Genomic DNA, 26,268 nt, shown 5'->3' with positions numbered 1-26,268 from the left:
ATCGTGAAACAGCCTTTGCAAGCAATCCCGCTACCTGCGCCGAAGGAAACGGCCCAGCGGCGCACGCGCAGCGTCCGGCCGCCTGCGCTGGCGCAGCTGGTGGCTGACAGTGCGCGCATGGCGCTGCAGCGCAAGCTGGGCGAGGCGGCGAACCGCGCCGGCGCGCCCAAATCCGCCCCCCATGGCCCGGGCGGCAATGCGCACCAGCAACTGGTGCTGCTCAATGCCGCGCTGGCCGCGGAAGAAGAGGAGAAAAAATCGCGCTGACGCCGGCCGGCGGACGCAAACGAGGCCACTCCATCCCGCAACATCATGACCATCCCAGCAAAGGAAGCACGACATGAGCAACGACACCACCACCTGGACCACCACGCTCACGGCCGGCCCCACGCCGTCGGCCAGCCTGCAGCTCGCCGTCAATGGCGGGGCCCGGACCACCACGCGGCTCAAGGGCGTGTGTTATTCGCCGCAGCCCATCAACGGTTCGAGCAGTCTCTCGCCATCGCTGGGCGACCTGTTCTGGGACAGTTTCGCGGGCGAGGGCTACGCGATCGACAGCTGGAGCGCGCTGTGGGAACGCGACCTGCCCAACCTGAAGGCACTGGGCGTGAATACGCTGCGCGTCTACAACATGATGTCGCGCCAGCAAAATGGCGACGGCACACTGCCGTCGCCATGGAACAGCGGCCACAAATTCACGCACCGCGCTTTTCTTGACCTGTGCTGGAAACACCGGTTGTTCGTGCTGGTCGGCATTGCGCTGCCCCAGCAGATGTTTTGGCAGTCACAATACAGCGCCAGCAGCCCGGTGACGACGTTCTGGACCAATGTGCTGTCCGAAACCGTGGCCGAACTGGCCAGCCATCCCGCCGTCATCGGCTTTGTCATCGCCAACGAGGTCGATGCGGCCAACGTCAGTTACTGCAGCAGTGTCGCCGCGCCAGCGCCAGACTGCGCCGGCAGCGCCCAGTTCTGGTGGTCGCAAGCCAATGCCTTCGCCGGCGTGGTGAAGCGGCTGGCGCCGGGCAAGCTGGCGGGGATCGCCAATCACGACGACCCGTTCATTTGTGCGCAGGCGGCCACTTTCATGGCCCGTTGCGACAATATCGATTTCTGGGGCGTGAATACCTATCAGCCGGCATCGTTCGACAGCGTGTTCCGCGCCAGCGGCCCCCCATCGCAGCAGCGCCCCGGCTATGCGGGATTGACGGGCGCGGCGCTCAAGCCCGTGCTGATCACCGAGTACGGCTTCCCCGTCAGCGGCCGGCCCAGCCCGTGCGAGCCGGAAGGCATCACGGTCGACGCCGCATCGATCCAGAACGTGGCCAGCGTGCTGCAAGCCATGCTGCCGCGCGCCTTCGCCGAGCCGCTCAACCTGGGCACGTATTATTTCGAATACTGCGACGAGCTGTGGAACCAGTCAGCCTACGTGATTGAGGACTGCGGCACGCAGCTGTTCACGCCGCCGAATATCTACACGCCTTACGGCGGCCCGCCAGCCGCCAGCTTTCCCAACAAGTACTGGGACCAGGATGGCTTCGGCCTGTATGGCGTGGCGCGCGGCGGCGCGCTGGCGCCCGGTGCGCCCATCTGGGACCCGTCCGGCTATCCGCAGGGGCCATGCCTGCCGATCGACACGCTGACGCCGCGCGCCGCCACGGTCGCGGCATTACAAGCGGCGTATGCGGCTGTACCGGGCTGAGGCTGCAGGCCGCTGCGCCTGGGAAGAGGGGACGTCATGACGAGCACACCGATGCCACGGCTGGACAGCGCCCCGGGCGCGGAGCGGCGCCCGGCCGCCGCCAGGGGGGCGGCGCAAGCGCAGGCGCGCGCGGCCACGGCGGGCGGCACGCTGGCGGACCAGCGCAGGGCCGCTGTCGCCCAGCGCGCGCTGGCGGCCACGGCCAACCAGGGGCCGGGCATGGGCGGCCGGCGCCACTTGGCCGAGGCAGTCAGGCTCAGTCCGCGCATGCTGGCGCAAGGCGCGCGGGGCCAGGCCAGAGCGGGGCCAACCCTGCAGGCGCATGCCGGCGTGCCTGTCAACGATGATGCCGGCCTGGAGGCGGAAGCCGATGCAATGGGGCGCAGGGCGCTGGCGCGCGCGGCCGCCGCGCCTGGCGCCGCGCCGCGCCATGCGCCCATCCAGGCCTTCATGACGGTACAGCGGGCACCCGTGGCATTGGCCCATTTCGTCACCGGAGCCGCCCGATACACGGGCTACCTGTCGTGGCTCGATAGCTGGGGCAAACTGGAAAATGCCATCGGGCGGTACGCCGCGTTGTCCGAAGACAATCATGAGGGCCGCGCGGCGCTGCTCGCCAGCATGACGGCCCTGAGCATGACGTGGACCGATGGCTATACGCACAGGCGGAACACGGGCAAGGCGGAAGCCGGGGATGCTGTCCGCAAAGCGCTTGTCGACCGACTCGATACTCTGCTGACGCAGGAGGAAGGGGAACTCAACGCTTCCGCAGGGGCCTTGCGCACCGGCCCGCTGCCTGTCTCGCCGGAGCCGCGCCTGAGCAAGGAAAAGCAGGCCGATGCCAACGACAAGTCGGCCCCTGGCGGCGGCATGTTCCGGGTCGATACGGCGATCCACGATCAGGACCTGAAGGTTGTCGGCACCGGTCATCAGGGCCGCGTTTGCAGGATACTGCATGGCTGGCAGGCGGCAGTGGCCAACGTGGCGCTCGCCGCGAGCAAGTCCGACTACTACAAGGTGGAAGCGGAAGAGGAAGAGCTCGCAGGCAAGAATTTCGAGGCCATTCATACGGGGTTTGCCGTCAAGGCCAATCTGATCGAAGTCAATCGCCTGCGCGCGGCGCCGGGCCTGAAGTACCTGCACAGGCATAGTGCGCTGGCACATCCGCTCTTTCCGCACCCGCCAGTGATAGGCGATATCGTCCAGGTGGGCTTGGGCGACTGCTATCTGCTGGCCGCCATGATCAGCGTGGTGCATGCCGATCCGGCCCACTTCGTCAATCACATGCGCGATAACAAGGATGGCACCGTGAGCGTCAAATTGTATGGCGACGCCGGCCAGCCGGTGCTGGTCAGGGTGCACAAATCCGTGGTGGTGCATGACCGGAAAGCCGAAAAAGACCAGACCGACGCCTTCGCCTCGGGCGCCATGTGGGTGAAGATCTACGAAAAAGCCTACGTTGCCGCAGGTTTCCATGGCGGGGGGGCGGAAACGCTGCCGTCCGCAGAACAATCCTATGGCATGACGGAGGGCGGCCACGGGCATATCGCGCAGGCGCATATCACCGGTGCCGCGGCTGCCGATCACCGCATCCAGACGGGGCGTGAACAGATACCAGGGGAGCTCAACAAGCATCTCAAGATGCCTGAGCTCACGGCAAGGCTGCAGATCGCCGACCATCCCCAGCGCTTGGAAGACATGACGCAATTTGGCTATCTGAACCAGATTCCCGGCAAACTGGAGGACTTGCTGCAGAAAACCTTTGTCACGACGGCGGACGTGCGGGCCATGCTGAGCAAGGAGGGCGTGAAGGCGGCCTATGTGGACACGATCATCGCCGCCGTGCAGGAAGAGAAACTGCTCACCGGCCCGCTGGGTGCCGGTCAATACAGCAAGGGCGAACTCGACCTGTTCGAGTCCGTCAAAGGCTTGCTCGATGCGGGCAAAAAAATGACGATAGGGACGCGCAAGGATATTTTTGACAGTCCCGAGGAGGTCACGGGCAAAGGGGGCAGTGCCGGCGAGTCGATGGTGAAAGGCCTGGTGGGCCCGCATGCGTATGCGATACTCGATTACGCGCCGAAGGGGCATGTGGCTGGCCAGGCGCTGTCGCTCAAGCTGAGAAATCCCTGGTCCAGCTATGGCAGGAAATACAAGCATGCGCATGCGGCCGGCCCCGTGCGCAACGACCTGGGCACGACGTTTGAAGGGGCCGAACGCATCGAGGACAAGGGCGCGAGCGGGGCGGAATCCTGGTTCGACCTGGCCGATATCGGTGCCTATTTCACGTCATACTCGTCCATGTGAGCGAGCTTCCGGAGGAAAATTCTGCACATGCATGCCGACAAAACCAAGAAGTATCCAGCGTCCAGCCAAGCTGCGGCACCCAAGCCGGGTGGCGCATCCGCAAGGCCGCTGCCCGATCAGCGTCCGCAGGTAAAACAGTTGCAAGCTGCCCAGGCACTGGCGAACAGCGGGCCACAGGCCCGGCAGGCGGCGCAGCTGCAGGCGATGGCCGATGACTTTACGACGCGGCGACAACCGCTCCAGAAGAACACGACAGGCTTGCCCGACAATCTGAAGGCCGGCTTGGAAAACCTGTCCGGCCTGTCGCTGGACGACGTCAAGGTGCATCGCAACTCGGCCAGGCCCGCCCAGTTGCAGGCCCATGCGTATGCGCAAGGCAGCGATATTCATTTGGCGCCCGGCCAGGAAAGGCATTTGCCGCATGAAGCCTGGCATGTCGTGCAACAAAAACAGGGCAGGGTGCGACCGACCATGCAGCTGAAAGGCAGTGCCGGCGTCAATGACGACGCGGGGCTGGAGCAGGAGGCCGACGTCATGGGGGCCCGTGCCATGCAGTTCATGCGGGCCAGCCCCGCCCATGGCGCGCCACGTGATCCTGTCACCAGGCAAGCCAGGGCCAGCGGAACAACCCAGTACAAAAGAACGGAAGCGGGAGCGACACTCTATACGGATCGGGCACTTGACGAGCCTGTGGCAACGGAAAAGGGGAACATCGCGGCGCCGCGCATAGTAATGACTTTCGGAAATAACGTCCCCCAGCTGGCCGAATTAATCATGGAAAACAAGGGACCGGCCGAAGTGCTGCTCAATCCCAAGTATGTGATCGGCGTGAATGTCGGTCCGATCGACGCGAAAATGCCCAAGGGTGCCAAAGCCCCGGTGATGGCGGATGCGGTAAATGAGGCGAAGGAATTGCTGAGCAAAGGCAAGCGTTTTGGCATGGCGGTCATTCCCTTTACCTGGTCCATGGGCGCGAATGCGGATGAGATGTATCAGTTTCCGTATTTTGAGGCGCGCAACATGCTGATGAAGACGGCGAGCAGCATGGGCGAGAGCGTCGTCGGCACCATTTATGCCATGACCGATCGCGATGCGCGCGCCTCGACAGGCATTGATCCGGAAAGCAAGGTGGCGAAAGAGATCGATAAACAACTGAGCGGCGATCATGCCGCGCTGCTTTCCGGTCCGTACAACTGGCGCGAGGAAAAACCCGGCGATGCACGGCTGGATAAGACCATTGCGGTGGTCAATCGGGCGGAAACGGAATTCAGGCACTGGAAGGTGCAAAATAATTTGTATACCTATTTTCCCGAGCCAAATATGTTTTTTAATCAGCAAGGACTAAATGTTGCCGTTAAAAAACTGGATGGCCAGAACCTGGCAGGCAAGCAGGCCAAGGAATCCGAGGCCATCCGGGACGCTAGTATGCAAGAAATTTACAGTCCCGATGCCAGCGTGACGAAGCCGGCAAAAATACCGACTGGAAAAAACCCCAACCCTCCTTATCTGCTGGGCGTGTATGAATTACTCAAGGGCGTCAAAAAGCATACGCCCGTGACGGCCAAAGACGTCCAGGCCATGTTCAGTAAAATCATCCAGTCGGAGTTATCGCTATCGAACATCAAGGAGATGAGCGGGAAGAATTTCGAAGCGGCACTAGTAAAGGCGACGGAAATAACGGAAAAGGCAGCGCTGGAAATCAACGAGATCCTGAAAAATACCAAGTGATCTGTCAATGGACTTCCGCCTGCCTGCGCCCCGTCACTCTGCGCCAGTGGTTGTTTGTTTTATAAAGAACAATATTTACTCCATTAAAGACATCGGCAGGCAATGTGGCGATCTCCGCGGAATGTCCTGCCGCGTACTGGGTTATCGACCCGGTATGTTCCAATACGTACACGGTGGCATGCCGCAAGACACAGAATGTCGCGATCTCCGATCTTCCGCCCCAGGTGCCTTCAAAGGCCATCAGGCTGTGATAGGCAGCGACAGGGATATCCTGCCGCCCGCGGGTAGTGGCCGCCAATCCGTGCAGTTCCGCATGCGGGCTTTGCGCCAGCATGGTGCCAAGCTGATTGTCGACAATGCCTTGCCCAATAGTATTGTTAACGCGTTGATATTCGGCTATTTGTGTCCTCAAGATATGTGCTGCGGCCACATCACGGCTGGCACCCAAGGCAAGAAACAGGCAATTTCCGCCACCGCCGTAGTCGACTATTGTCCAGTTTGACTCATCGGCAGCGCCATTCCCCTTCTTGTCGCCGCTTTTCGATGCAGTGTTACTGGCCAGCGCCTCATTTTGCATGGCACGCAGATCGTCCACGCTGGCATCCTGAGCGCCCAGGAGCTGTTGTTGGGGGCGTGATCCGGCGATATGTGCCCGAAGCTCGGCCCTCATACGCTCCGCCGGACTTTGCGTCCGACCGGCCGGGCTAGCGCCGCTCTTTTCTTCCAGCGGCAAGCGGTCTTGCGCGGCCCCCGGTTTTTTGGGCGGCATGCCGATTTCTTCGATATCAGACATCTCGTCATCTGATTCATCGGCAGCTCGGGTCAGCACGGGAGGGATTTTGAAAGCGAAGCGATAGTTCTCGTTGCTTCTTTTATCCATCTGTATTTTATAATGCAGGCCGTCATAGAATCCCAGGGCCTTGTTCGTGGTCTGGTTCTGGATGTGGCGGATATAATATTCCTTGGGAACTCTTTTTACCCTGGCTAAAAACGGCACATCGCTGCGTCCGATTCCCTTTGCGCCTGGCTTGACCAGCACTTCCCTGTCTGCCACCGCCAGAATGCGGGCTTTTTCGCTTTTCAGAGCGTCGGCTTTATCCGGCGTGGAGTAATCTTCGTCACTCTTCATCGGCACAACCCCGGCCACCAGTCCGATATGCTGCCTGTCCGCGTGCAGTTCCTGGCTGTCCTTGGTATAGGATTTATCCTGTTTCAAAAAGCCGCCTTCCAGCGTCTTGACGCCCAGCGGCGCATTATGCTCATCGACAGGCTTGGGCGCATACTTTCCTGCACTTATCTCGAGGCCGCCTTTTTCAAAAGACAAATAGGGTGAATTAAGATCATCGTTGACAATATGGTCGTCGGCTGACGCCGTTCCTGCAGGGTTGTTGACGGTAAAGACGGCCGCATTATTTTTTTGCAAATTAGAAATATTATTCACGCTCATGCCGCGATAATTCAGGTCCATATCCTGCAGGGCACGATTATCGGCTGATTTTTTTCCTTTCCTGACCGTTGGCGCGACGCCCTGCACCGTTGGGGCAAAACTTTTCCTCCCCTTGATCGGCCCGTGGGTTTTCGCCAGATATTCCAGGTACTCCTTCTTGGACGCGACGACTTCCGTGCTCTTTAATGTGTACGAGGTCTTTACCTTGCGCACGACGTCCCCGACCCTGATGTACTTTTTTAACTGTATCGGGCCGTCGGGAAGGGCGGCCAATGCGCTTTTGCCCATGACGTCCGCCGCCGTTTCCGGACTGGCATCGACATTGACAACGGTGTTCGGACGGAGCTGAGCGACCGGGCGTGCGCCACCTTGTTTTTGCCGCATCACTTGCCGCGCCTCGGGGGGCAGGCCAGGGCGGCTTCCTTGCATCGGCTGCGGTAGCGCGCCATGATTGTCGAGCATCGTTTGCAGCTGCGCAGCGTGCCTGGCCTGCGGCCGGCTATTGGCCATGTGCTGTAGCGCCTTCTGCTGCATGGCCTGCGCACTGTTATTCGCCGTCAAGGGCAATGCCTGTTGCGCCACCGCTGCGGGCCGCTTGTCTTCCAGCTGGGCATTTGCGGCGCCGGCGCGCAATTGCTGGGTTGCCATGCTCGCCGCCGCCGGGGAACGGTGCTGCTGTTTTTTGTTCGCACGACTTTGCATGAACGATCCTTTCAACTTTGTATCAGACCAGAGCGAGGGCATGCGTGGGCAATTCCATGACTAGTGTTGCGCAAAGCGTCCTCCAGCACAAGTGCGCCGCGCGCGACTTGGCGGCCTGTCCGGGGAATCGGATGGCGTGCGAAAATACTTGACCTTCCCACCGTGGGAATGGGTATAGTCGCTGGCGGCACAGTGATGACATGCGACCCTGCCAGGCGCCTGGACATGACTGCCTTTCCTGCATATAGAAAGCCAATGAAAATCTCCCGCTCCATGCGCTTGCTGACGGTCATCGTCGCGTTGCTGAGCATGCTGTTCATGCAGCATGCGGCCGCGGCCTACCTGTGTCCGGGCGCACCGAAGGCGGGGGGCGCCGTACCGATGTCCATGCTCGCCGTCATGACGGCCATGCCGGACATGCCCGGCTGCACCGGCATGGATGCGGATCAATCGACCTTGTGCCAGGTGTATGCGCATGGTGATGCCGCCAGACAAACACTGGACAAGGTGCACGGCGCCGACCTGCCGCCGTTCGTCGCCCTCGTCGTGCCGCTGCTGTGGGTGCTGCTTGACGCGCCCATCCTGCAGGAAATCCCGCCGCCCCCGGACGCGGCCCTGGCGCGTTCCACCGCGCCGCCCATCGCCATCCGCCATTGCTGTTGGCGCATTTGACACTGCAGATTGCCTAGTACGCCATCGCCTCGCCGTCACCGGCGCGGCGCTATTGTCCATCGCATTCTGGAGTTCCCATGTCACTCTCGCATTGCGTGCAGCCGCACGCACGCGCAGCGCGTCTTCGCCTTTGGCGCAAGACGGCGCTTGCATTCGCCCTTGCCAGTCCCCTGTTGCCTGCCGCCGCGCAGCCACTGACCTTTGACGACGCCCTGCGGCAAGCCGTCACCCGCTCGCGCCAGTTGCCTGCGCAAGAGCAGGCCGTCCTGGCCGCGCAGCACATGGCTGTTGCCGCAGGACAGCGCCCCGACCCTGTCCTCAAGGCAGGCATCGATAACCTGCCGCTGGCCGGCCACGACCGTTTCACGCTGAACAGCGATCCCATGACGATGCGGCGCATCGGCATCGCGCAGGAATTGACCAGCGCCGACAAACTGCGCTGGCGCGCCGCGCGCCAGGAGCGCGAAGCCGGCAAGGCGCAGGCGCAACGGCAGGTGGCCCTGGCCGCCATCCAGCGCGACACGGCCATTGCCTGGCTGAACGTGTATTACCGTCGCCAGGCGACGGCCGTGCTGGCGCGGCAGCTGGTATTGGCGCGCCAGGAAATCGACGCCGTTGACGCCGCCTATCGCGGCGGACGCGGCAGCCAGGCCGACCTCCTGGCCGCGCGCGCCGCCCTGTTGACCCTGGAAGACCGCGCCAGCCAGGCCGGCAGCGACCTCGACGTGGCCGTCAATGCGCTGGCGCGCCGCACGGGCGGCGATGCCGACGTGGCCGAGTCGGCCTTGCCCGACCTGGAGCATATCGCGCTGGACCCGGCCACGCTGGACGCGCAAATCGCGCGCCGCCCGCAGATCGCCGTGCTGGCGCGGCAGGAAGAGGCGGCGCAAGCCGAGGTGCAACTGGCGCAAGCGAACCGCCATGCGGACTGGAGCGTCGAAGTGGCCTTCCAGCAGCGCGGCAGCGCCTACGCCAACATGCTGTCCGTGGGCCTGTCGCTGCCATTGCAGTGGGACCGGCCGCAGCGCCAGGACCGCGAACTGGCGGCGAAACTGGCCCTGGCCGAGCAGGCCAGGGACGAGCGCGAGGAAGCCCTGCGCGACGATGTCGCCTCCACGCGTGCCGTGTACATCGCCTGGAGGAATGGCCGCGAACGCGGCGAACGCTATGCGCAGCAGCTGCTGCCCGTGCTGCAACAGCGCAGCGCAGCGGCCCTGGCCGCCTACCGGGGCGGCAAGGGGACCCTGGCCGACGTGCTGGCCGCCCGGCGCGGCACGCTGGACGCGGACCTCGCCTGGCTGCAAGTGCAGATGGACACCGCCCAGCGCTGGGCGCAACTGCGTTTCCTCTTTCCCGATACCCAGCACGACCTGGAGCAGCCGCAATGAACAAGCACACCACTCTCGCCCTCGCCATCGCCGCCATGCTGGCGGCAGGCTATGCCGGCTACCGGTTCGGCGCCGCCGACGCCAGCCACGCCGCGCCGGCAGCGGCGAACCTCAAGACCCCACTGTACTGGCACGACCCCATGGTGCCGGGCCAGAAGTTTGACCAGCCTGGCAAGTCGCCCTTCATGGACATGCAGCTGGTGCCCGTGTATGCGGACAGCGCTGCGGCCCAAGGGGACGGCGGCGGCATCCGCATCGATCCCCGGGTGCAGCAAAACCTGGGCGTGCGCACGGCGCCCGTGACCTCGGGCATGCTGTCCGCGCCGCTGGCGGCCGTCGGCAGCGTGGCCTACAACGAGCGCGACGTGGCCGTGCTGCAGGCGCGCAGCGGCGGATTCGTCGAGCGCCTGGACGTGCGCGCGCCGTTCGAGCCCGTGCGCAAGGGGCAGGCGCTGGCTGAGCTGTATGTACCCGAGTGGATCGCCGCGCAGGAGGAGTTTCTCGCCGCGCGCCGCATGCGGGGCGACGGCACGGCGGCGCTGGCCGATGCGGCCCGCCAGCGCATGCGCCTGGCCGGCATGGACGAGGCGCAAATCCGCCTGGTCGACCACAGCGGCGTGGTGCAGGCGCGGCTGACGGTGCGGGCGCCCATCAGCGGCGTCATCGCCGAACTGGGCGCGCGTGAAGGCATGACGGTGGCCGCCGGCGCGCCCCTGTTCCGCATCAATGGCCTGTCCAGCGTGTGGGTCAACGCGGAGCTGCCCGAGAGCGCGGCGGCCAGCGTGCGCCCGGGTACGCCGGTGCAGGCGCGCGCGCAGGCGCTGCCAGGCAAGGTTTTCCAGGGCAAGGTCGGCGCGATCTTGCCGGAAATTAACACTGCCACGCGCACCGTGACGGCGCGCATCGAACTGGCCAACCCCGGTGGCTTGCTGTTGCCGGGCATGTTTGCCTCCCTGAACTTCACGCCCGATGCGGGCGCCGAGGTGCTGCTGCTGCCGTCCGAAGCCGTGATCCGCACGGGCACGCGCCAGGTCGTCATGCTGGCCGGCGAGGGCGGCCGCTACACGCCGGTGGAGGTGCAAACGGGCGGCGAGGGCAATGGCATGACGGCGATCCGCGCGGGCCTGAAAGCCGGGCAGCGGGTGGTGGTGTCGGGGCAGTTCCTCGTCGATTCCGAAGCCAGCCTGAAGGGCACCATCACGCGCATGGGCGGCATGCAGGCCGCCGATGCGGCGCCTGCCGTGGCGCGCCATCACGCCGCGGGCACGGTGGAAAAGCTCGGGCAGCGCGACATCACCATTTCGCACGGCCCTGTCGCCTCGCTGGAATGGGGGCCGATGACCATGGGCTTCACATTGCCGGCGGGCGGCTTGCCGGCGCCAGTGCGCGTGGGCGACAAGGTGGACTTTGAGTTCAGCAAGAGCGCGCAGGGCGGCTTCATCATCACGGCCATCCGGCCTGCCGCCGCGTCCATGGACGGCATGCAGATGCCCGCCATGCAGGGAGGCAAGCCATGATCGCCCGACTCATCCGCTGGTCCATCGGCAACCGTTTTCTTGTCCTGCTGGCCACCCTGTTCCTGGCGGCCTGGGGCGTCTGGTCGCTGGCGCACACGCCGCTCGACGCCATTCCCGACCTGTCCGATACGCAAGTCATCGTGCGCACCAGCTATCCGGGGCAGGCGCCGCAGATCGTCGAAAACCAGGTCACGTACCCGCTGACCACCACCATGCTGTCCGTGCCGGGCGCGAAAAGCGTGCGCGGCTATTCCTTTTTCGGCGATTCCTTCGTCTACATCCTGTTCGAGGATGGCACGGACCCATACTGGGCCAGGTCGCGCGTGCTGGAATACCTGAGCCAGGTGCAGTCGCGCCTGCCCGCACAGGCAAAGACGGCGCTGGGGCCGGACGCCACGGGCGTGGGTTGGATCTACGAGTACGCGCTGGTCGACCGCAGCGGCAAGCTGGACCTGGGGCAGCTGCGCGCCCTGCAGGACTGGTTCCTCAAGTTCGAGCTCAAGGCGCTGCCCAACGTGGCCGAAGTGGCCAGCATCGGCGGCATGGTGCGCCAGTACCAGATCGTGCTGGACCCGGACAAGCTGCGTGCCTACGGCATTACGCATGACAAGGTGATCGCCGCCGTGCAGCGCGCCAATCAGGAAACGGGCGGCGCCGTGCTGGAAATGGGCGAGGCGGAATATATGGTGCGCGCTGCGGGGTATCTGCAGTCGCTGGCCGAATTCCGGCAGATTCCGCTGACGACGACGCAGGCCGGCGTGTCCGTGCGCCTGGGCGACGTGGCCACGGTGCAGCTGGGGCCGGAAATGCGCCGCGGCATTGCCGAACTGAACGGCGAGGGCGAAGTGGCGGGCGGCGTGATCATCATGCGCTCGGGCAAGAATGCGCTGGAGACCATCGCCGCCGTGAAAGCCAGGCTGGCCGCGCTGAAAGGGGGCTTGCCGCCCGGCGTGGAGATCGTGCCCGTGTATGACCGGTCCAGCCTGATCCAGCGCGCCGTGGACAACCTGCAGCACAAGCTGATCGAGGAATTCATCGTCGTGGCCCTGGTCTGCGCCGTCTTCCTGCTCCACCTGCGCTCGGCGCTGGTGGCCATCATCTCGCTGCCGCTGGGCATCCTGATCGCCTACATCGTCATGCATTACCAGGGCGTCAACGCCAACATCATGTCGCTGGGCGGCATCGCCATCGCCATCGGCGCCATGGTCGACGCGGCCGTCGTCATGATCGAAAATGCCCACAAGCATATCGAGGCGTGGCACGACGCGCACCCCGGGCAATCGTTGCGCGGGGAAACGCACTGGCAGGTCATCGGCGATGCGGCCGCCGAAGTGGGGCCCGCCCTGTTCTTTTCCCTGCTGATCATCGTGCTCTCCTTCATTCCCGTGTTCAGCCTGGAAGCGCAGGAAGGGCGGCTGTTCGCCCCGCTGGCCTTCACCAAGACCTATGCCATGGCGGCCGCGGCCGGCCTGGCCGTCACCCTGATCCCGGTACTGATGGGCTATTTGATCCGCGGCCGCATCCCCGCCGAGCACGGCAATCCACTCAACCGCTGGCTGATCGCCATCTACCGGCCCTTGCTGGAGCGGGTCTTGCGGCGGCCGAAAACCACCGTGCTGCTGGCGGGCCTGACCGTGTTGCTGACGGCGTGGCCGCTGGCGCGCCTGGGCGGCGAATTCATGCCGCCGCTCGACGAAGGCGATCTGCTATACATGCCATCGGCCCTGCCGGGGCTGGGCGCGGGCAAGGTGGCCGAGCTGCTGCAGCAGACGGACCGCCTGATCAAGACCGTGCCCGAGGTGCAGACGGTGTTCGGCAAGGCGGGGCGCGCCGAGACGGCGACGGACCCGGCGCCGCTGGAAATGTTCGAGACGACGATCCAGTTCAAGCCGCGCGCCCAGTGGCGCCCAGGCATGACGCCGGACAAGCTGGTGGCGGAGCTGGACCGCGCCGTGCAGGTGCCGGGCCTGACGAATATCTGGGTGCCGCCCATCCGCAACCGCATCGACATGCTGGCCACCGGCATCAAGAGCCCCGTCGGCATCAAGGTGGCGGGCGCCAGCCTGCAGGAAATCGACCGCATCACGGCGCAGATCGAGCGCGTCGTCAAGACGGTGCCCGGCGTGTCGTCCGCGCTGGCCGAACGCCTGAACGGCGGGCGCTATGTCGATATCAGGATCGACCGCGACGCGGCGGCCCGCTACGGCCTGAACATCGCCGACGTGCAAGGCATCGTCGCCAGCGCCATCGGCGGCGACACTGTCGGCGAGACGGTGGAGGGCTTGCAGCGCTTTCCCATCAATGTGCGCTATCCGCGCGAACTGCGCGATTCGGTCGAGAAGCTGCGCGAATTGCCCGTGCTGACGGAGCGCGGCGCGCAGATACGCCTGGGCGACGTGGCCGCCATCGGCATCGACGACGGCCCGCCGATGCTGAAGAGCGAGAATGCGCGCCTGACGGGCTGGGTGTACGTGGATATCCGCGGGCGCGACCTCAGCTCGGCCGTGCGCGACATGCGGCGCGCGGTCGCCGCGCAGGTGACGCTGGCGCCTGGCTATGCCGTCTCATGGTCGGGGCAGTTCGAGTACCTGGAACGGGCGACGGCGAAACTCAAGATTGTCGTGCCCGCCACCTTGCTGATCATTTTCGTGCTGTTGTACCTGACCTTCCGCCGCGTCGACGAAGCGGTGCTGATCATGGCCACCCTGCCGTTCGCGCTGGCGGGCGGCATCTGGCTGCTGTGGCTGCTGGGCTACCACCTGTCGGTGGCCAGCGGCGTGGGCTTCATCGCCCTGGCGGGCGTGTCGGCGGAGTTCGGCGTGATCATGCTGCTGTACCTGAAGCAGGCGTGGGACGCCAGGCTGGCGCAAGGCCTCACCGGCGAGGCGGCCTTGCTGGACGCCATCCGCGAGGGCGCCGTGCTGCGCGTGCGACCGAAAGCCATGACGGTGGCCGTCATCATTGCCGGCCTGGTGCCGGTGATGCTGGGGGAGGGAACGGGATCGGAAGTCATGCAGCGCATCGCCGCGCCCATGGTGGGCGGCATGCTGACGGCGCCGCTGCTGTCGATGTTCGTCGTGCCGGCCGTGTATCTGCTGCTGCGGCGCCGCACGGCGGGTAGCCAGTAACAGGCTGCGCTGGCGCGGGATCGCTCCCGCGCCAGCGCGTTACAACCCGGCTCAGGCAGGCTTGCGCTTGCCCGCCGCGATGCGGTTCCAGCCGTAGCCGGCGACGATGATGGCCACGATGGCCGCCTGCGCCAGCAGGGTTTCCAGGGTCGGCAGGATGCCCAGCAGATCCACGCGGATGAAATCGACGGGCGTCACGCCGATCCAGCCCGCTTCCTGCAGGGCGGCCACGCCTTTGCCCATCAGTATCACGGACAGCACGGCCACGAAGGCGGACGTCCACGAGAAGAACTTGCCTATCGGCATGCGAGCGCTGCTGCGCAGCAAGGCCCAGGCGATGACGACCAGCAGCGCGATCGCCACCAGGAAGCCGCCCAGCAGGGCGCCGCCGTTGCCGTCGGCCGCCAGCGCCGAGTAGAACAGCACCGTTTCAAACACTTCGCGGTAGACGGCGATGAAGGCCAGGGCGAACAGGCCCCAGGCCGAGCGTCGCGACATGGCCGCCGTGAGTTTCTCGTGCAGGTACTCCTGCCAGCGTCCGGCGCTGCTCTTCTGGTGCATCCACAGGCCCACGCTGAGCAATACCAGCGCCGCGAAGACGGAGCCGAGACCTTCGCTCACTTCCCGGCTGGCGCCGCTGATCGTCACCAGATAGGTTGCCGCCACCCACGTCAGGCCGCCCGCGCCCAGCGCGCTGATCCAGCCCGCATGCACGTAAGGCAGCACGTCGTTGCGCTTGGCCTTGCGCAGGAAGGCGATGATGCCGATGACGATCAGCAGCGCTTCCACGCCTTCGCGCAGCAGGATGGTCAGGGCGCCGACAAAGGTCGTCATCGGGTCCGCCTGGGCGTCGCCCAATTCCGCTTCCACGTGGGTAAACAGTTGCTGCAGCTTGTCGCCGGCCGCGTCGGCATCGGCCACCGTGCCCTTGGCAACGGCGGAGCGGTAGGCCAGCATGGCGTTTTCCGCGGCCAGCAGCAGGGATTTATTGCGCGCGCCGACCATCGGTTCGATCGGCTCGAAGCCGTCCAGGTAGGCCGACAGGCCCAGGCGCGTGGCCGCCGCGCGGTCGCCCGCATGCATGGCGGCCAGGCTTTCGGCCAGGCGCAGGCGCGACAGGGCCAGGCCGGCGGGCTTGTGCGCCTCGGCCTTGTCCGGATGGCTGCGCAGATAGGCCGTCAGCGCGCCGGCGGCGTCCGCGCCCAGCTTGGCGGCCGCCGCTTCCTGCGTCAGGGTCGTCACGGCAGCCAGGTCCGCATACAGATTTTTGCTGCGCGGATCGTCCTGCCACAGCTTTTCACCACGCGCGCGCGCCGCCGCGTCGTGCGACATGCCGCCCACGAAGAAGGCCAGGTCCCAGCGCTCATTCTCGGACAGCTGGCCGAAACTGGCCATCGAGGTGCCCGCCACGCCTTGCGAAATGACCTGGTACAGGGCCATCAGGCTGCGCGACTGCGCCCGTTCGCCATCCGTGAAGGCGATCGGCTTCGGTTCCAGGCTGGCCGCCAGCGGACCATCGCCGCCACCGGCCACGCCATGGCACGAAGCGCATTGGGCCGCATACAGGGCCGCGCCGCGCGCCAGGTTCGGCAGCACTTTCGGCGCCACGGGAATCGGATAGGCGGCGATCAGCAAGCCGTTCGCGTGGTGCGCCAGGCGCTTGACTTCCTCGGCATCGGCCTTGGCCACGACGGCGGCGCGCAGCTCGGCGATGGCCTTGGCGACGGACTCCTTCGACGCATGGGCGGGCAAGGCGCCAATCTGCGTGCCCGCATTTTCCGTAAAGTCCAGCATCTCCGCATATTCCGCCTCGCTGACCACCTTGCCATGCTCGACGGCGCCACCGTAATCGACGGCCACGTAATCGATCAGCTGCCACAGCTGCTTGGCACCCGCGCCCGGATCTCCTCCCTGCGCCTGCGCGCCGCCCGCCAGCAACAGGGCGGCGGCCAGCAAGGGGTAACAGACGAGCCATTTCTTCATTTTGATGATCATGATTCTCATTCTCATTTCTTGTTAACCCGGCGACTATAGGACAGGTACTCGCGGGTGTCAACGGCGTAGCGCCCGCGGTGGCGCTTCGCTGGTCCGCATGGCGGCAGCGCGAAGTGGGTCAATTGCCTGCCGGCCGCCTTGCCGGTGCCGACGATCAGGGTGTAGCCGACCGTCGGGATCAGACCAAAGGGCTGGAATGGGGGCGCCAGGCTGAGCTGTCCGATCTGGTTGGTGAGCGGCCGCCGGCGGCGCCTCGCGGGCCGGCTTTGGTGAAGCTGGGCGGTAACGCCCATCGGCGGCCAGGCCTGGTTTGTTCGGAGCGGAGCGCCAGGTCAGCCGCCGATTATAAAGGTGGGAGCGAAATACACCAATAAAGTTTTACCTGTTGCTTTATGGACAAAAACGGGGGAGTGCGTACATTCATCAACACGTCATAAAGAGAATGCCAATGTTTCGATTGCTAATGATTTCCTGCTTAGTTCTTGCTGCTGTGCGACATCCACTACAAAGTCTTTAAAAGATGGACGCACGCGTTTAAGCCTAACTGGATGCTGTACGTTAGAGTCCTTCCCACCGGTTCAGCATCCGTGTCATTTTTTCCTGCAAGCCGTTGCCTGCCAAGTCAACGACTACAGGGCTTGAGGAGCTTTCGCGCGCATTTGTCACGCTGGCCAGCAGATTGCTTTGCGCGGGCTGGGACAAAGGACAGCACACATAGCAGACTGCCGGCACCTCAAACCGCTCGTGCGTAACCTGGTTGCTGGTCACGATATAGAGGCTAGGCTTGTCGTAGTCGCCGGAGCGATAATTCAGCCATTCCCGTTGGCCCATTTTGGTGGTGGCGTTGACAATATATCCTTCGACAGTTAGCTGCGCCTCAAGTTCGGCGCTGAGGGCTATAGCGCAGGGAATATTGGGCACGATGATTAGCAACAGGGATGGCACAGAATGAGGGCGCTTCGACAAGTTACGCGAAATAAAGCCAGCCACTTCGCTAATTAGGTAATAATTCAGATTACCACGCCGCAGAAACGGCACCGGCATAGTAGGAAGTTCGAAGAGCATGCTGCGATTCGGGCCAGGTTTTTTCGGCATGTTGATCTGCGAGCCGAATTTTTTTAATGTCTCCGAAGGATGATCAGCAAACACGATCGATGTGCTGCTGGGAAATTTTTCCATCAGGTGGCTAGACGGTGCGCGCATCTTGTAAAAGACAACGATACATGTCGCCTCGCACACCTTCAGCAGTTCCATTTGTTCAACTGTCGTGATCAGCACGGTTGAATCAGTTTCGGCGTTAAGCAAGTGTTCCAGTTCCTTTGCGGAATGAGGCGCCAGAGCGGTCAACAATTCACCTCGTGAAAACCTCTGCAGAAGCATATCGGCGAGGTCAGCTTGATCGATGACGATGACGCTGTGCGACAGACGTAATGCCTGGTGGCAGCGTTGCAGATATCCCGTCAAGATCGACATTGAGCCCGAGCCAGCGGGTTGCACCAAGACTCCTGCCTTGCGGTTGCCACGATTACGCGCCTTCCGGGTAGCGGATAAAGCTGCCTCGATCAACTCGTGCTGATAGCTATTCAGTTCGGCAGCCGAGGTAACTGGCGTGTGTACCGTTTCTATCAGCTTCTTCGGCACACCTCCCGAGGCATCGATCAGCTCGCGCCGCGTGCTGGCCGGAATGTACCTATGTGGCGACGCAGCACCAATTAATTCCGCAGACTCGGATTCGGACAGTGGCCCCAATGTCAAGTGCTGGCGCAGCCATGGCGGTACCGGCAACCGCGACAATATTAGTATGGGCCAGCCTTCCAATTCGTGCAGGAAAGCTTGGAGAGCAGCAGCTTGCTCGGCTGTGTTGATGTTATCGATGACCAGCAAACTGCGGCGCTTTTTCAACTCCATGCGCAGGCGCTGGTAGAACACATCTGGCGCATAGTATTTTCCCGTTGCGCGCATCATTTCGAAGCGTAAATCGCCTTCCGTGCCTGCATCGAGCCATTCGACCGGTAGGTCCGGCCGATGGCTGAAATATTCATACGCGATCGCCGTCTTGCCGATTCCTTCCCGACCGCTAATCCAGAATGGCACGCCTGCTTGCACTGCGGAGTCGAGCGCTTCCATTTCCGCGTGCCGTCCGATGAACGGCACCTCCCGTGCTGGTGAGGGCCGTGGGCCGCTGAGCGAATATGGATGCCCCTGTTCATCCCAATACGCGGCTCCCAGGGATTCCCAGCGCCCTTTCTTGAACGACCAGTAACGCTGCCAGCACCTGCTCGGCAACGCCTGCGACGGCGTGACCATGAAGTCCAGCAGCAGCATATTGCCGCGGTCGTTTGAGCGGCTGGCGGTGCCAGTAACGCGGCTGACCAGCATGGACGAGCCGGCCGCCATGGACCAGCCGCTCTCGTCATCAGTGCGATAGTGACTATGCAGCACTAGGTGCACGCCGCTCTTCCGCAGTAATCGTTCGATACTTTCCGCCCGTGGCATTGCAGACAGCGGTATGTGACTGAGCAAAATGCTGATGCACGCGCTGCTGTCGCGACGCCCTTCATCCAGCAACCCCTGCAGTTGCTCGATAGCAGCGCCTTGGCTGGCAGGGTTCAGCATGGTCCATGAACTGCCCCATTCCAGCACGCGCACGGGAACAAAACCGTGGTTGGCGAAGACAGTACAGTCCGCGTAGGGCGCGTTGGCCTCGTCATAGTTGCGGCCCAAGTAGCTGCTGGCCCAGCGGCGATAGTTGCTAGTTTTCGCAAATATATCCTTAGAATCGGCTGTGAACAGCGGGGTAAACTGCTGCACCGCCATGTCATGGTTACCAGGAATCGCGTATACGCTGCTGTTCGTCAAGCCCAGCACCGATAGGGTGCGATCCAGAAAGACCGAAAGCTGCTCGAAGTGTTCGGGCTCACCATTCCATGTAAGGTCGCCCGAAATACATACCATGTCAACGCCGCCATGAGCGTTAAGCGTGCGCAGGTTCTCGTCCCATGCGACGCCGAATTCTTTGCGTTCGTGCCAAGCTTGGCGCTGGTCCTCCCCTGCATGCAAGTCAGATAGATGCAGGATGCGTAGGTTGCCAGTCACCAGCGGTGCGGTCACAGGTACGAGCGCGGGTTCAACGTAGGCCTCAGCCGTCATCGAAGCCGTGAGCTGAACCGCCGCCCCGGCCTGTTCGATCCGGTTCAGCGCGTGCAGTGACACCTGCGCAAACGGCAGGCTCCATTCGCAGAGCATCGGGTGGCCGTTTGGTGCGGGAAAGCTGGCCTTTACCGTGGCGGCGCCGCCCCCCTGCGCGGCGATCAGATTACCGACCGTGCGCAGCTGGTCCTCGATCCGCTGGCCCTCGCTCATTCGCAGCGCGCCTGCCAGCTCTTGCCGAAGGCCCGGCCGGAAGCGGTACTGGCGCTCGTCACGCGGCGCGTCCGCTGGGCCACTCAGCTCCAGCAGGCCGCCGACGAAGAATTCCGCCAGCACGTCGGTGCCGGTGGACGGGAGCATGGCACGTTGTACCAGGCGCATTACCGGCACCGTCAGCGGATCGATGGCGGACAGGAACACGGCCAAGTCGTAGGCCTGTGCCGACACCATGTGCTGGAAGCTAGCGATGTGCAGCGCGGGATCGATAGCCCTCGGCGCCTCGGCGGTCGCAGTAGCCGCGATTATCTCAGGGTTGGGAACAGGGAGCGGGGCCGGCAGGAGCCAGCCGGGCACACGGGCATCGCCTTGCGCGTGCATGGCGCGCGCCCACTGCGCTGTATCGGTCAGATCCAGGCTCAGCGCAGGCAGGCGCAGCGCGTTCACCGCGCCCACGTCGTCCAACCACCACGGCACGTCGGCCGCCATGGCGGCATTGGGTTGGCCGGGCCAGCCTGCCTGCAGCTCGATGCCAGGCGCGCCCAGCGCCGTGTAGCGCCAGGCGTGCCGGGGCAGCAGTTGCAGGACGCTCACCGGGGTTGTAGCCGCCAAACGGTTCAATAGGCTGTGCAGCCGGCCGTCGCGCCAGAGGACGCTGGTGCCGTCGGTGGCGAAAACGATCAGCTGGCGCGCACCGCCCTGACGCAATACCGCCAGAGGATGGCGCGTGCCAGAGCCGATGGATACCAGGTGCTGCTTCGGGCCCAATACCAGCCGATAGGCCGCCACACTGCGCATGCCGCTATGGTTATGCAAGTTTTGCGCCAGCTGCGCAATCGCTTCGTGCCACAGGTCGACGGACGGCGAGTCTTCCACCAGCAGGGTGAGGTCAAACCACCGCTCCCGCGCGCTCCGGCGGACCGGCATCCAGATTCCCGTCTCCACAGCCTGCGTGGCGGTGGCTTCCTCGTCCAGAGAGCCCGCGTCCGGGGTGACCAGCCGGCGCATGAATGGATACAGGGCGCGGCGGTAGCCGGTAGGCGCGGGTAGCGGTGCCACGCCAGCAACGCGCAGCGTATTGCCACGCACAGTGCCGGTGGTGACAGCCGCGTGCAGGGCTGCCTGTGCCCCTTCCAGCGCCGACGCAGCGGGCGTGGCCGACGCCGCCATGGCGGGCACCTCAGCCCGATCGGACGTATCCTGCCGGGGAGCGGGGGCGCTTGCTGGCGCGGGGCTCTCCAGCACGGCCCTGGTGTCATCGCCGGCCTCGCCATTATGCGCGCGGCGCGAGTCCATGCGGCTGGCCAGAAGCACGATATCCTGCAGCTCGCGCGAGGTAAATGCGATGCCAGCCTGGTGCAGGGCGTCGAGCAGGGTAGCGATCATGTTCAGGGCTTTCTGCCCAAGCTGACTGTAAGCTGGTCGGCCAAGGCTAGCCTATCCTTATCGCTCATGGCGTAGGCTCCCATGACCAGTTGCACCGCGTTTAGCAACTGGTCCGTGGCCAATATCTCGCCGTCCTGCGCGCGCTGGATGAAATGTTCGATCATGCCAGCCGCGTTGTTCGCCATCGCGTCGCCCAAGTGGGCCTCGACGATGGCGCGCAACCGCTCCGGATTCTCGCAAGGGTCAGGCATGCGCAGCTGCAGGCAACGGCGCAAAAAAGGGGCGGGGAAGTCGCGCTCGCCATTGCTGGTCATAACCACCAGTGGATATTCAAAGCATTCCACGTCGCCGCCGGTGATCGCGGCCGGCTCGCCATCGCGGGTCAGCACGTTGTAGGTCTTTTTGCCCAGCCGACCGAGTTCCGGGATGTGAAAGCGCCCTTCCTCCAACACATTGAGCAGGTCGTTGGGAAGGTCGATGTCCGCTTTGTCGATCTCGTCGATGAGCAGGACACGCGGACGGTCAGCCGGCAGCATGGCTGTGCCCAGCGGCCCCAGCCGGATAAAGTGGCCTATGTCCAGCGGCTGGCCGTCACGCATTTCGGCTTCGCGGTGCTGGGCGCGGCCAATAGCGTCGTAGCTGTACAACGCATCGTGCAAGGTGCTGCGCGATGTTACCGACCAGCGCAGTGGCTCTCCTAGGTCAAGTTCGTAGGCGATGGCATCGACCAAGGTGGATTTGCCGGTGCCCGGCGCGCCCGTGATCAATAGTGGACGGCGCAGGTGCATGGCGGCGTTGACGATACGAACGATTTCCTCGCTGCTTTTGTAATGGCTTCCGTGGTGACTGGCCGCCTCCGACAGTGGCGGCACGACGACTTTAGCGGCGGCGGCGGAACGGCGAGGGCGCCAAATCGGAGGTTCAGGCGGCTGCCATCCGGTGTGGACTTGGCCGTCGCCGCGGTAAATGCGCCAATCCTGTTCGTTTTCGGTGCTCATATCTGATGTCCTGAGAAAGGAGGTTGAAGTTGTACGGGCGACGGTAAGTGCGACGGCAGGTCCCACACGAGCCGGGCACCGGACAGAATGCTGTCCGTGGTGGACGCGGCCCACAGGTTCCTCAGCACTAGCGGGGTGTCCGCCGCTGGAGAGGCGCCAAGTGAGAGCCCGAGTTCGTCTCGTTCGGCGCGCTTCGTGACATCGTCGACAGTGTTGGAAGTGGCCTGCCTGATCAACAGCAGGCACGGTATGCCTTGCCGCAGACAGCCCGACACGAGTTCATCTAGCGGCCTGGCGTTCGCCGGTTGGCCATCGATGCCGATGCAAGTCAGTCTTGAATGCCCACGGATCAGTTCTAGTCGGGCCACCTCCTCAGGCTTGCGGTGGTTGTGGTCCAGCCAGTACATTAGCGTGCCTCCGCCCTGGGCCATGCGCTCTTTGATCTTCTTTACGGCCAGTCCCCAAGGGGACGAGGGAAGTCCCGCACTTATACTCCAAGCACGTTGGCTCCAGTGGAGCAGCAGCGGGTAACGTTCGTGCAGGGATTGGTCGCTGTAAGCGCCATCCAGCACCACGCCGATGCTGACGTCTTCCAGGCCCGCAGCCAGTAAATTACTGGGCAAGATGAGACCTACCCAAAGCTCGCACTCCGTACCCGTGCGGAGATGTGCTTCACTGAGCACGGTTCCCAGCGCGTCCGCGAAACTCTCGTGCAGGCGGGCAGGTGCCAGAGTCAGAACGGCAGGCTGGGTGCGGAAGTGAGGCTGCGCGGCGCTAAGCCACCAGCACAATTTTTGGGCTCTCTCGTCCAGTTCGATGAACAAGGTAGTCCGCTCGGTGTCACGCTGGCCCTCGTCCTGCAGCTTTAGCTGAAGCTGAACCAACTGTTCCGGCTTGCAGGCGCTTGCAGCCCAGTCCTCCAGCACGGTCGCCCCGGTTTCCTTGGCCAAGCGGATCGCGAACTCCGCCAACGGCGGCGGTCGGTGTGTATCTGCCACGGGCACGTCGTGCAGATGTCGTAGCCAATCCTCCGCTCCGCCTTGCTGCACGGCACGGGTAGGATTGGGCAGGCTGCGCAGATACAGCCGTTCGTACCGCGCCAGCGTGACATCGGGAATATGGGTGCGCACGAGGGCAAGCAAGTCAGCGACCGGATCGTCAGCGGGGGCGGCCCAGCCGTGCTCCTGTCGGTCGTTCGCGGTGTCGATCAGCCACCTGCGGGGGCGCTGCTCGCCGAGCGCTGGGTCCTTCAGCGCGCACTCGAAGGCGGCGGCGAATTCCTCGGGTCCGGGCCGTCCGGGGCCGTTCGCCAGCGCATTGAGCAGATGGTGGGAGAACACCCCTCGCCGGGCGGCGCTATCATTCTTGGCGTACAAGCCATCGGAAGCCGCAAGCAGGATGCACTGCGAGATTGCCTGGTGCGCCAGCGAACCAATGGTGAAATTGGTGTCGTTGAGCGTCAGCTTGGTCTTGATGGCGTCCCTGGGCGTGGCGCAGGTATCGACGATGCACACCTGTCGCCGCAAATGACTGAGCTCTGACCGTTTCAGCACCGACAGCAATTGCTGTAGGTTGACGTAATACGTTTGGTCCTCGGTAGCGTCCGCCAGCACCAGGTATCGCTCTACGCCCTGATGGTCGATCAGACCGTGGCCGCCCCAGTAGACCAGCAGTGCCTCGCCGCTTGCCTTGGGTAGTTCGATGTCCACGAAACGCTTGATCACCTCCTGGGTGGCGTGACGGCGCCGCTCAGGTTTCAGCTCGCACTGGTCGGCCCACTGCAGCATCTCGGGTGCTTGCCAGCCAGCCGGCGAAAGGAACATGGTGATCTGGTCCGGCTCCACTCCTTGCGTCATCAGCCAGGCGGCCATGCGCCTGGCGTCCGCCTCGGGGCCATCCAGACGCCAGGCCGGAGCGTAGGCATATTGATCTATACCCACCAACACGACCCGCAGTTGCTTGGGATCTGGATTAAACAAGTGCGACCTTACTACTTACCAAGTGCCAAAACGGTTCGTTGCGCAGGTAGGCGCTGTGCGCGGCAGGGAAGGGCATACCGCTTTTCACCTCATGGTCGCTGACCCGGCTGTCGAACAGCTTGCCAGCCAGGTAGCTGAGCGGGTCGTTGAGGTCATAGAAATTGCTCCACGGTGGAAATAGGTCCGGCAAGGATACGGGCAACTCCGCGTTCCGCCGCAGCTTTGACAGTGCGTCCATCTCGTACAGGAAGGGCGACTGTGATCCAAAGGTGATTAGCTTGGCCACATTGGCGGGCTGGTGCTGAATCAGGGTTTCAAACGACGCAATGCCACCTAGGCTGTGCGCAAACAAGATCACTTGGTCGTCAGGAAACTCGGCGATCTTGTTGAGCAGAAAATCTCGCAACGCATCGCCGCGCGACTGGTAGCACAGAATGTCACCCGCGGCAGCATAGCCTTGGTCGGTCAGCCGTCCCCGTCGGGCGCGGCTGTACCACGTCGCCCCCCAGGACAGCAGGGAAGTGAGTCCGGCGCCGACCGGGCCGCGCACGTTGCTTCCCAGTGCTTGCCCCAGCTGAGTCGCCAGTGCGTTACTACCATGCGCGTCGTACACGGGCAAGCCCTGTTCTAGCGCCAAATATTGAAGGGTGGCGACCACCGCACGCGCCAGCGCGGCGGCGTGGCTGGGCGTTGCCGCAGCGCCGCACTGTTCGGCCGCGGCGTACGCTGGTGATCCGCTGATGAGGGACAGGATGGACGCGGCCGTATGGTCCGGCGCCAAGTCGGCGACGGCGCGCACCAACTCTGGATGGTGTTGAAGCCCGGCGAATTGCGCGCATAGCTGCACGCCTGGGTGTGGCAGGTTGGGCGGGTAAGCCGCCATCACGCCCCCGCTCGTGGCTAGCATGCCCAGTTCCGCGGTGGGCTCACGGCACAGCAAGTTCCAAAGGGCTAGGTCGTCGTCCTCAGCGGTGTTTCCAATGCTGCGGGTGTTACCGTAGCCCGGCACAGAACGGCATTCGTCGGGCAGGGTGGCGCCGACACTGCCACCCCAGAAGCATCCTTCCAGCCTCACGTTACAATGATACGCCACCAATTGGCGCTTGATTAACTCCATGGAGGAGTCATAACCAGCCTTACGCACACCCGTACCGTGTACAAATAACAAAATTTTGCTCATATAAAGATAATGTAAGAATTCCTGCTTTGTGGCAAGACTTATTGTGCCATTATCACACCCGAAAAATTCTCACCAAAAATCACCTTGACTAATCGGTAAGAATTTGAAAATATCACTTTTGAGCCTGGCAGTACGCCGACAGTATTCTAGGTACTCAAAATATCCACGTCTCCCCCTGATCTCCCAACGAAGTGACCTAACTTGCTGTCGCGATTCTTTGACAGCAAGTTGATCTTTTCCATCCGAAATTCGCTGCTTCTAACAAAATATCAACTTGTTGTCGCGAGGGTACTTAAAATGGCGTCCTATGTAAGGTAGTTATTAAACGGCATGTATTTCGTTCTTTGTCCGCTACATTTGCCATCACTGATAATCTCTAGGGAAGCGCTGATCAATTCGGTTTTCCAACGGGTTTGGCACGCCAAATGGTCTACCGGCGAGCCGTTCAAGCCCGTTTTTAGTCCGATTTGACGCGATGCTGCGCGTCTTTCGGTAATCAGGACGGACTGCATGATTTGGTGATCATAAAACGCCTTCCGGCCAGCACCAGATTGGCAAAGGCGAACAAGGTAAAAAGCTGCCCGGCTGGCCAATCGCTGATCTGGCGTTTCACCAGTGTTGAAAAGGGCATGACGCTGAACCGTTACTGGAGCTCGAACTGCAAGAGCTGTCCGCTCAAGGACAAGTGCACGCGAAGCCAGCAGCGCCGAGTGAGCGCTTGACGTAGACCGATGGCATCGCGACACAGCCAACTCGGATATGGAAATAGAGAC

The 26,268-nt window shown here is 63.4% G+C and carries 15 protein-coding genes and 1 pseudogene; 9 read left to right on the top strand and 7 right to left on the bottom strand.

What is annotated here, in order from left to right; all coding sequences use genetic code 11:
* Window positions 1–3 precede the first annotated feature (3 nt).
* From BM193_RS10365 to BM193_RS10350, 4 genes are all read left to right on the top strand, one after another.
* The gene (locus BM193_RS10365; protein ID WP_092797657.1) at window positions 4–267 is read left to right on the top strand and encodes a hypothetical protein; all 264 of its coding nucleotides are present in this window, start codon (window positions 4–6) and stop codon (window positions 265–267) included.
* Window positions 268–340: 73 nt separating this feature from the next.
* On the top strand, window positions 341–1,702 hold the full coding sequence (locus BM193_RS10360) for a glycoside hydrolase 5 family protein (RefSeq protein WP_092797656.1): 1,362 nt from the start codon (window positions 341–343) through the stop codon (window positions 1,700–1,702).
* A 36-nt stretch (window positions 1,703–1,738) separates the two neighbouring features.
* A complete protein-coding gene (locus BM193_RS10355; protein ID WP_139176111.1) occupies window positions 1,739–4,009 on the top strand; it encodes a calpain family cysteine peptidase in 2,271 nt (756 codons plus the stop codon).
* 27 nt (window positions 4,010–4,036) lie between these two features.
* A complete protein-coding gene (locus BM193_RS10350; protein WP_092832312.1) occupies window positions 4,037–5,737 on the top strand; it encodes an eCIS core domain-containing protein in 1,701 nt (566 codons plus the stop codon).
* A 4-nt stretch (window positions 5,738–5,741) separates the two neighbouring features.
* Here the strand turns inward: BM193_RS10350 and BM193_RS10345 are convergent, their stop codons facing one another.
* Window positions 5,742–7,928, bottom strand: coding sequence for an OTU domain-containing protein (locus BM193_RS10345; RefSeq protein ID WP_092797653.1), 2,187 nt, complete (start codon window positions 7,926–7,928; stop codon window positions 5,742–5,744).
* Between the two features lie 213 nt (window positions 7,929–8,141).
* Between BM193_RS10345 and BM193_RS10340 the strand changes: the two genes are divergently transcribed.
* From BM193_RS10340 to BM193_RS10325, 4 genes are all read left to right on the top strand, one after another.
* Window positions 8,142–8,558, top strand: coding sequence for a hypothetical protein (locus BM193_RS10340; RefSeq protein ID WP_092797652.1), 417 nt, complete (start codon window positions 8,142–8,144; stop codon window positions 8,556–8,558).
* Window positions 8,559–8,635: 77 nt separating this feature from the next.
* Window positions 8,636–9,946: a TolC family protein gene (locus BM193_RS10335; protein WP_092797651.1), complete on the top strand. Its 1,311-nt coding sequence runs from the start codon at window positions 8,636–8,638 to the stop codon at window positions 9,944–9,946.
* Window positions 9,943–11,463, top strand: coding sequence for an efflux RND transporter periplasmic adaptor subunit (locus BM193_RS10330; RefSeq protein ID WP_092797650.1), 1,521 nt, complete (start codon window positions 9,943–9,945; stop codon window positions 11,461–11,463). Before BM193_RS10335 ends, BM193_RS10330 begins: the two co-directional genes overlap by 4 nt.
* Window positions 11,460–14,591, top strand: a complete 3,132-nt coding sequence (locus BM193_RS10325; RefSeq protein ID WP_092797649.1) for an efflux RND transporter permease subunit — start codon at window positions 11,460–11,462, stop codon at window positions 14,589–14,591. The genes BM193_RS10330 and BM193_RS10325 overlap by 4 nt, the downstream gene beginning before the upstream one ends.
* Window positions 14,592–14,642: 51 nt before the next feature.
* On the opposite strand, the gene BM193_RS10320 is transcribed toward BM193_RS10325, so the two are convergent.
* The 6 genes from BM193_RS10320 to BM193_RS10295 form a co-directional block, all read right to left on the bottom strand.
* Complete coding sequence (locus BM193_RS10320; RefSeq protein ID WP_254786032.1) at window positions 14,643–16,586, bottom strand: cytochrome c/FTR1 family iron permease; 1,944 nt, start codon at window positions 16,584–16,586, stop codon at window positions 14,643–14,645.
* A gap of 11 nt (window positions 16,587–16,597) precedes the next feature.
* Window positions 16,598–16,879 carry a hypothetical protein gene (locus tag BM193_RS10315; protein WP_092797647.1) on the bottom strand — a complete coding sequence of 94 codons (282 nt, stop codon included), beginning with the start codon at window positions 16,877–16,879 and terminating at the stop codon, window positions 16,598–16,600.
* A 265-nt stretch (window positions 16,880–17,144) separates the two neighbouring features.
* Complete coding sequence (locus BM193_RS10310; RefSeq protein WP_092797646.1) at window positions 17,145–21,338, bottom strand: SAV_2336 N-terminal domain-related protein; 4,194 nt, start codon at window positions 21,336–21,338, stop codon at window positions 17,145–17,147.
* A gap of 2 nt (window positions 21,339–21,340) precedes the next feature.
* Window positions 21,341–22,336, bottom strand: a complete 996-nt coding sequence (locus BM193_RS10305) for an AAA family ATPase (RefSeq protein ID WP_092797645.1) — start codon at window positions 22,334–22,336, stop codon at window positions 21,341–21,343.
* Window positions 22,333–24,315 (bottom strand): caspase family protein, encoded by a 1,983-nt coding sequence (locus BM193_RS10300; RefSeq protein ID WP_092797644.1) that lies wholly within the window; start codon window positions 24,313–24,315, stop codon window positions 22,333–22,335. The genes BM193_RS10305 and BM193_RS10300 overlap by 4 nt, the downstream gene beginning before the upstream one ends.
* Window positions 24,308–25,495 (bottom strand): lipase family protein, encoded by a 1,188-nt coding sequence (locus BM193_RS10295; protein ID WP_092797643.1) that lies wholly within the window; start codon window positions 25,493–25,495, stop codon window positions 24,308–24,310. Before BM193_RS10295 ends, BM193_RS10300 begins: the two co-directional genes overlap by 8 nt.
* Before the next feature lie 563 nt (window positions 25,496–26,058).
* Here BM193_RS10295 and BM193_RS10290 point away from each other — a divergent pair.
* A pseudogene (locus BM193_RS10290) lies at window positions 26,059–26,208 on the top strand (transposase); the annotation flags it as partial.
* Window positions 26,209–26,268: the final 60 nt, after the last annotated feature.

The organism is Janthinobacterium sp. 344, from assembly GCF_900112025.1.
Lineage (GTDB): Bacteria > Pseudomonadota > Gammaproteobacteria > Burkholderiales > Burkholderiaceae_D > Janthinobacterium.
The sequence above is the reverse complement of the archived record's forward strand: the minus strand, read 5'-3'. Positions and strand labels throughout refer to the sequence as shown.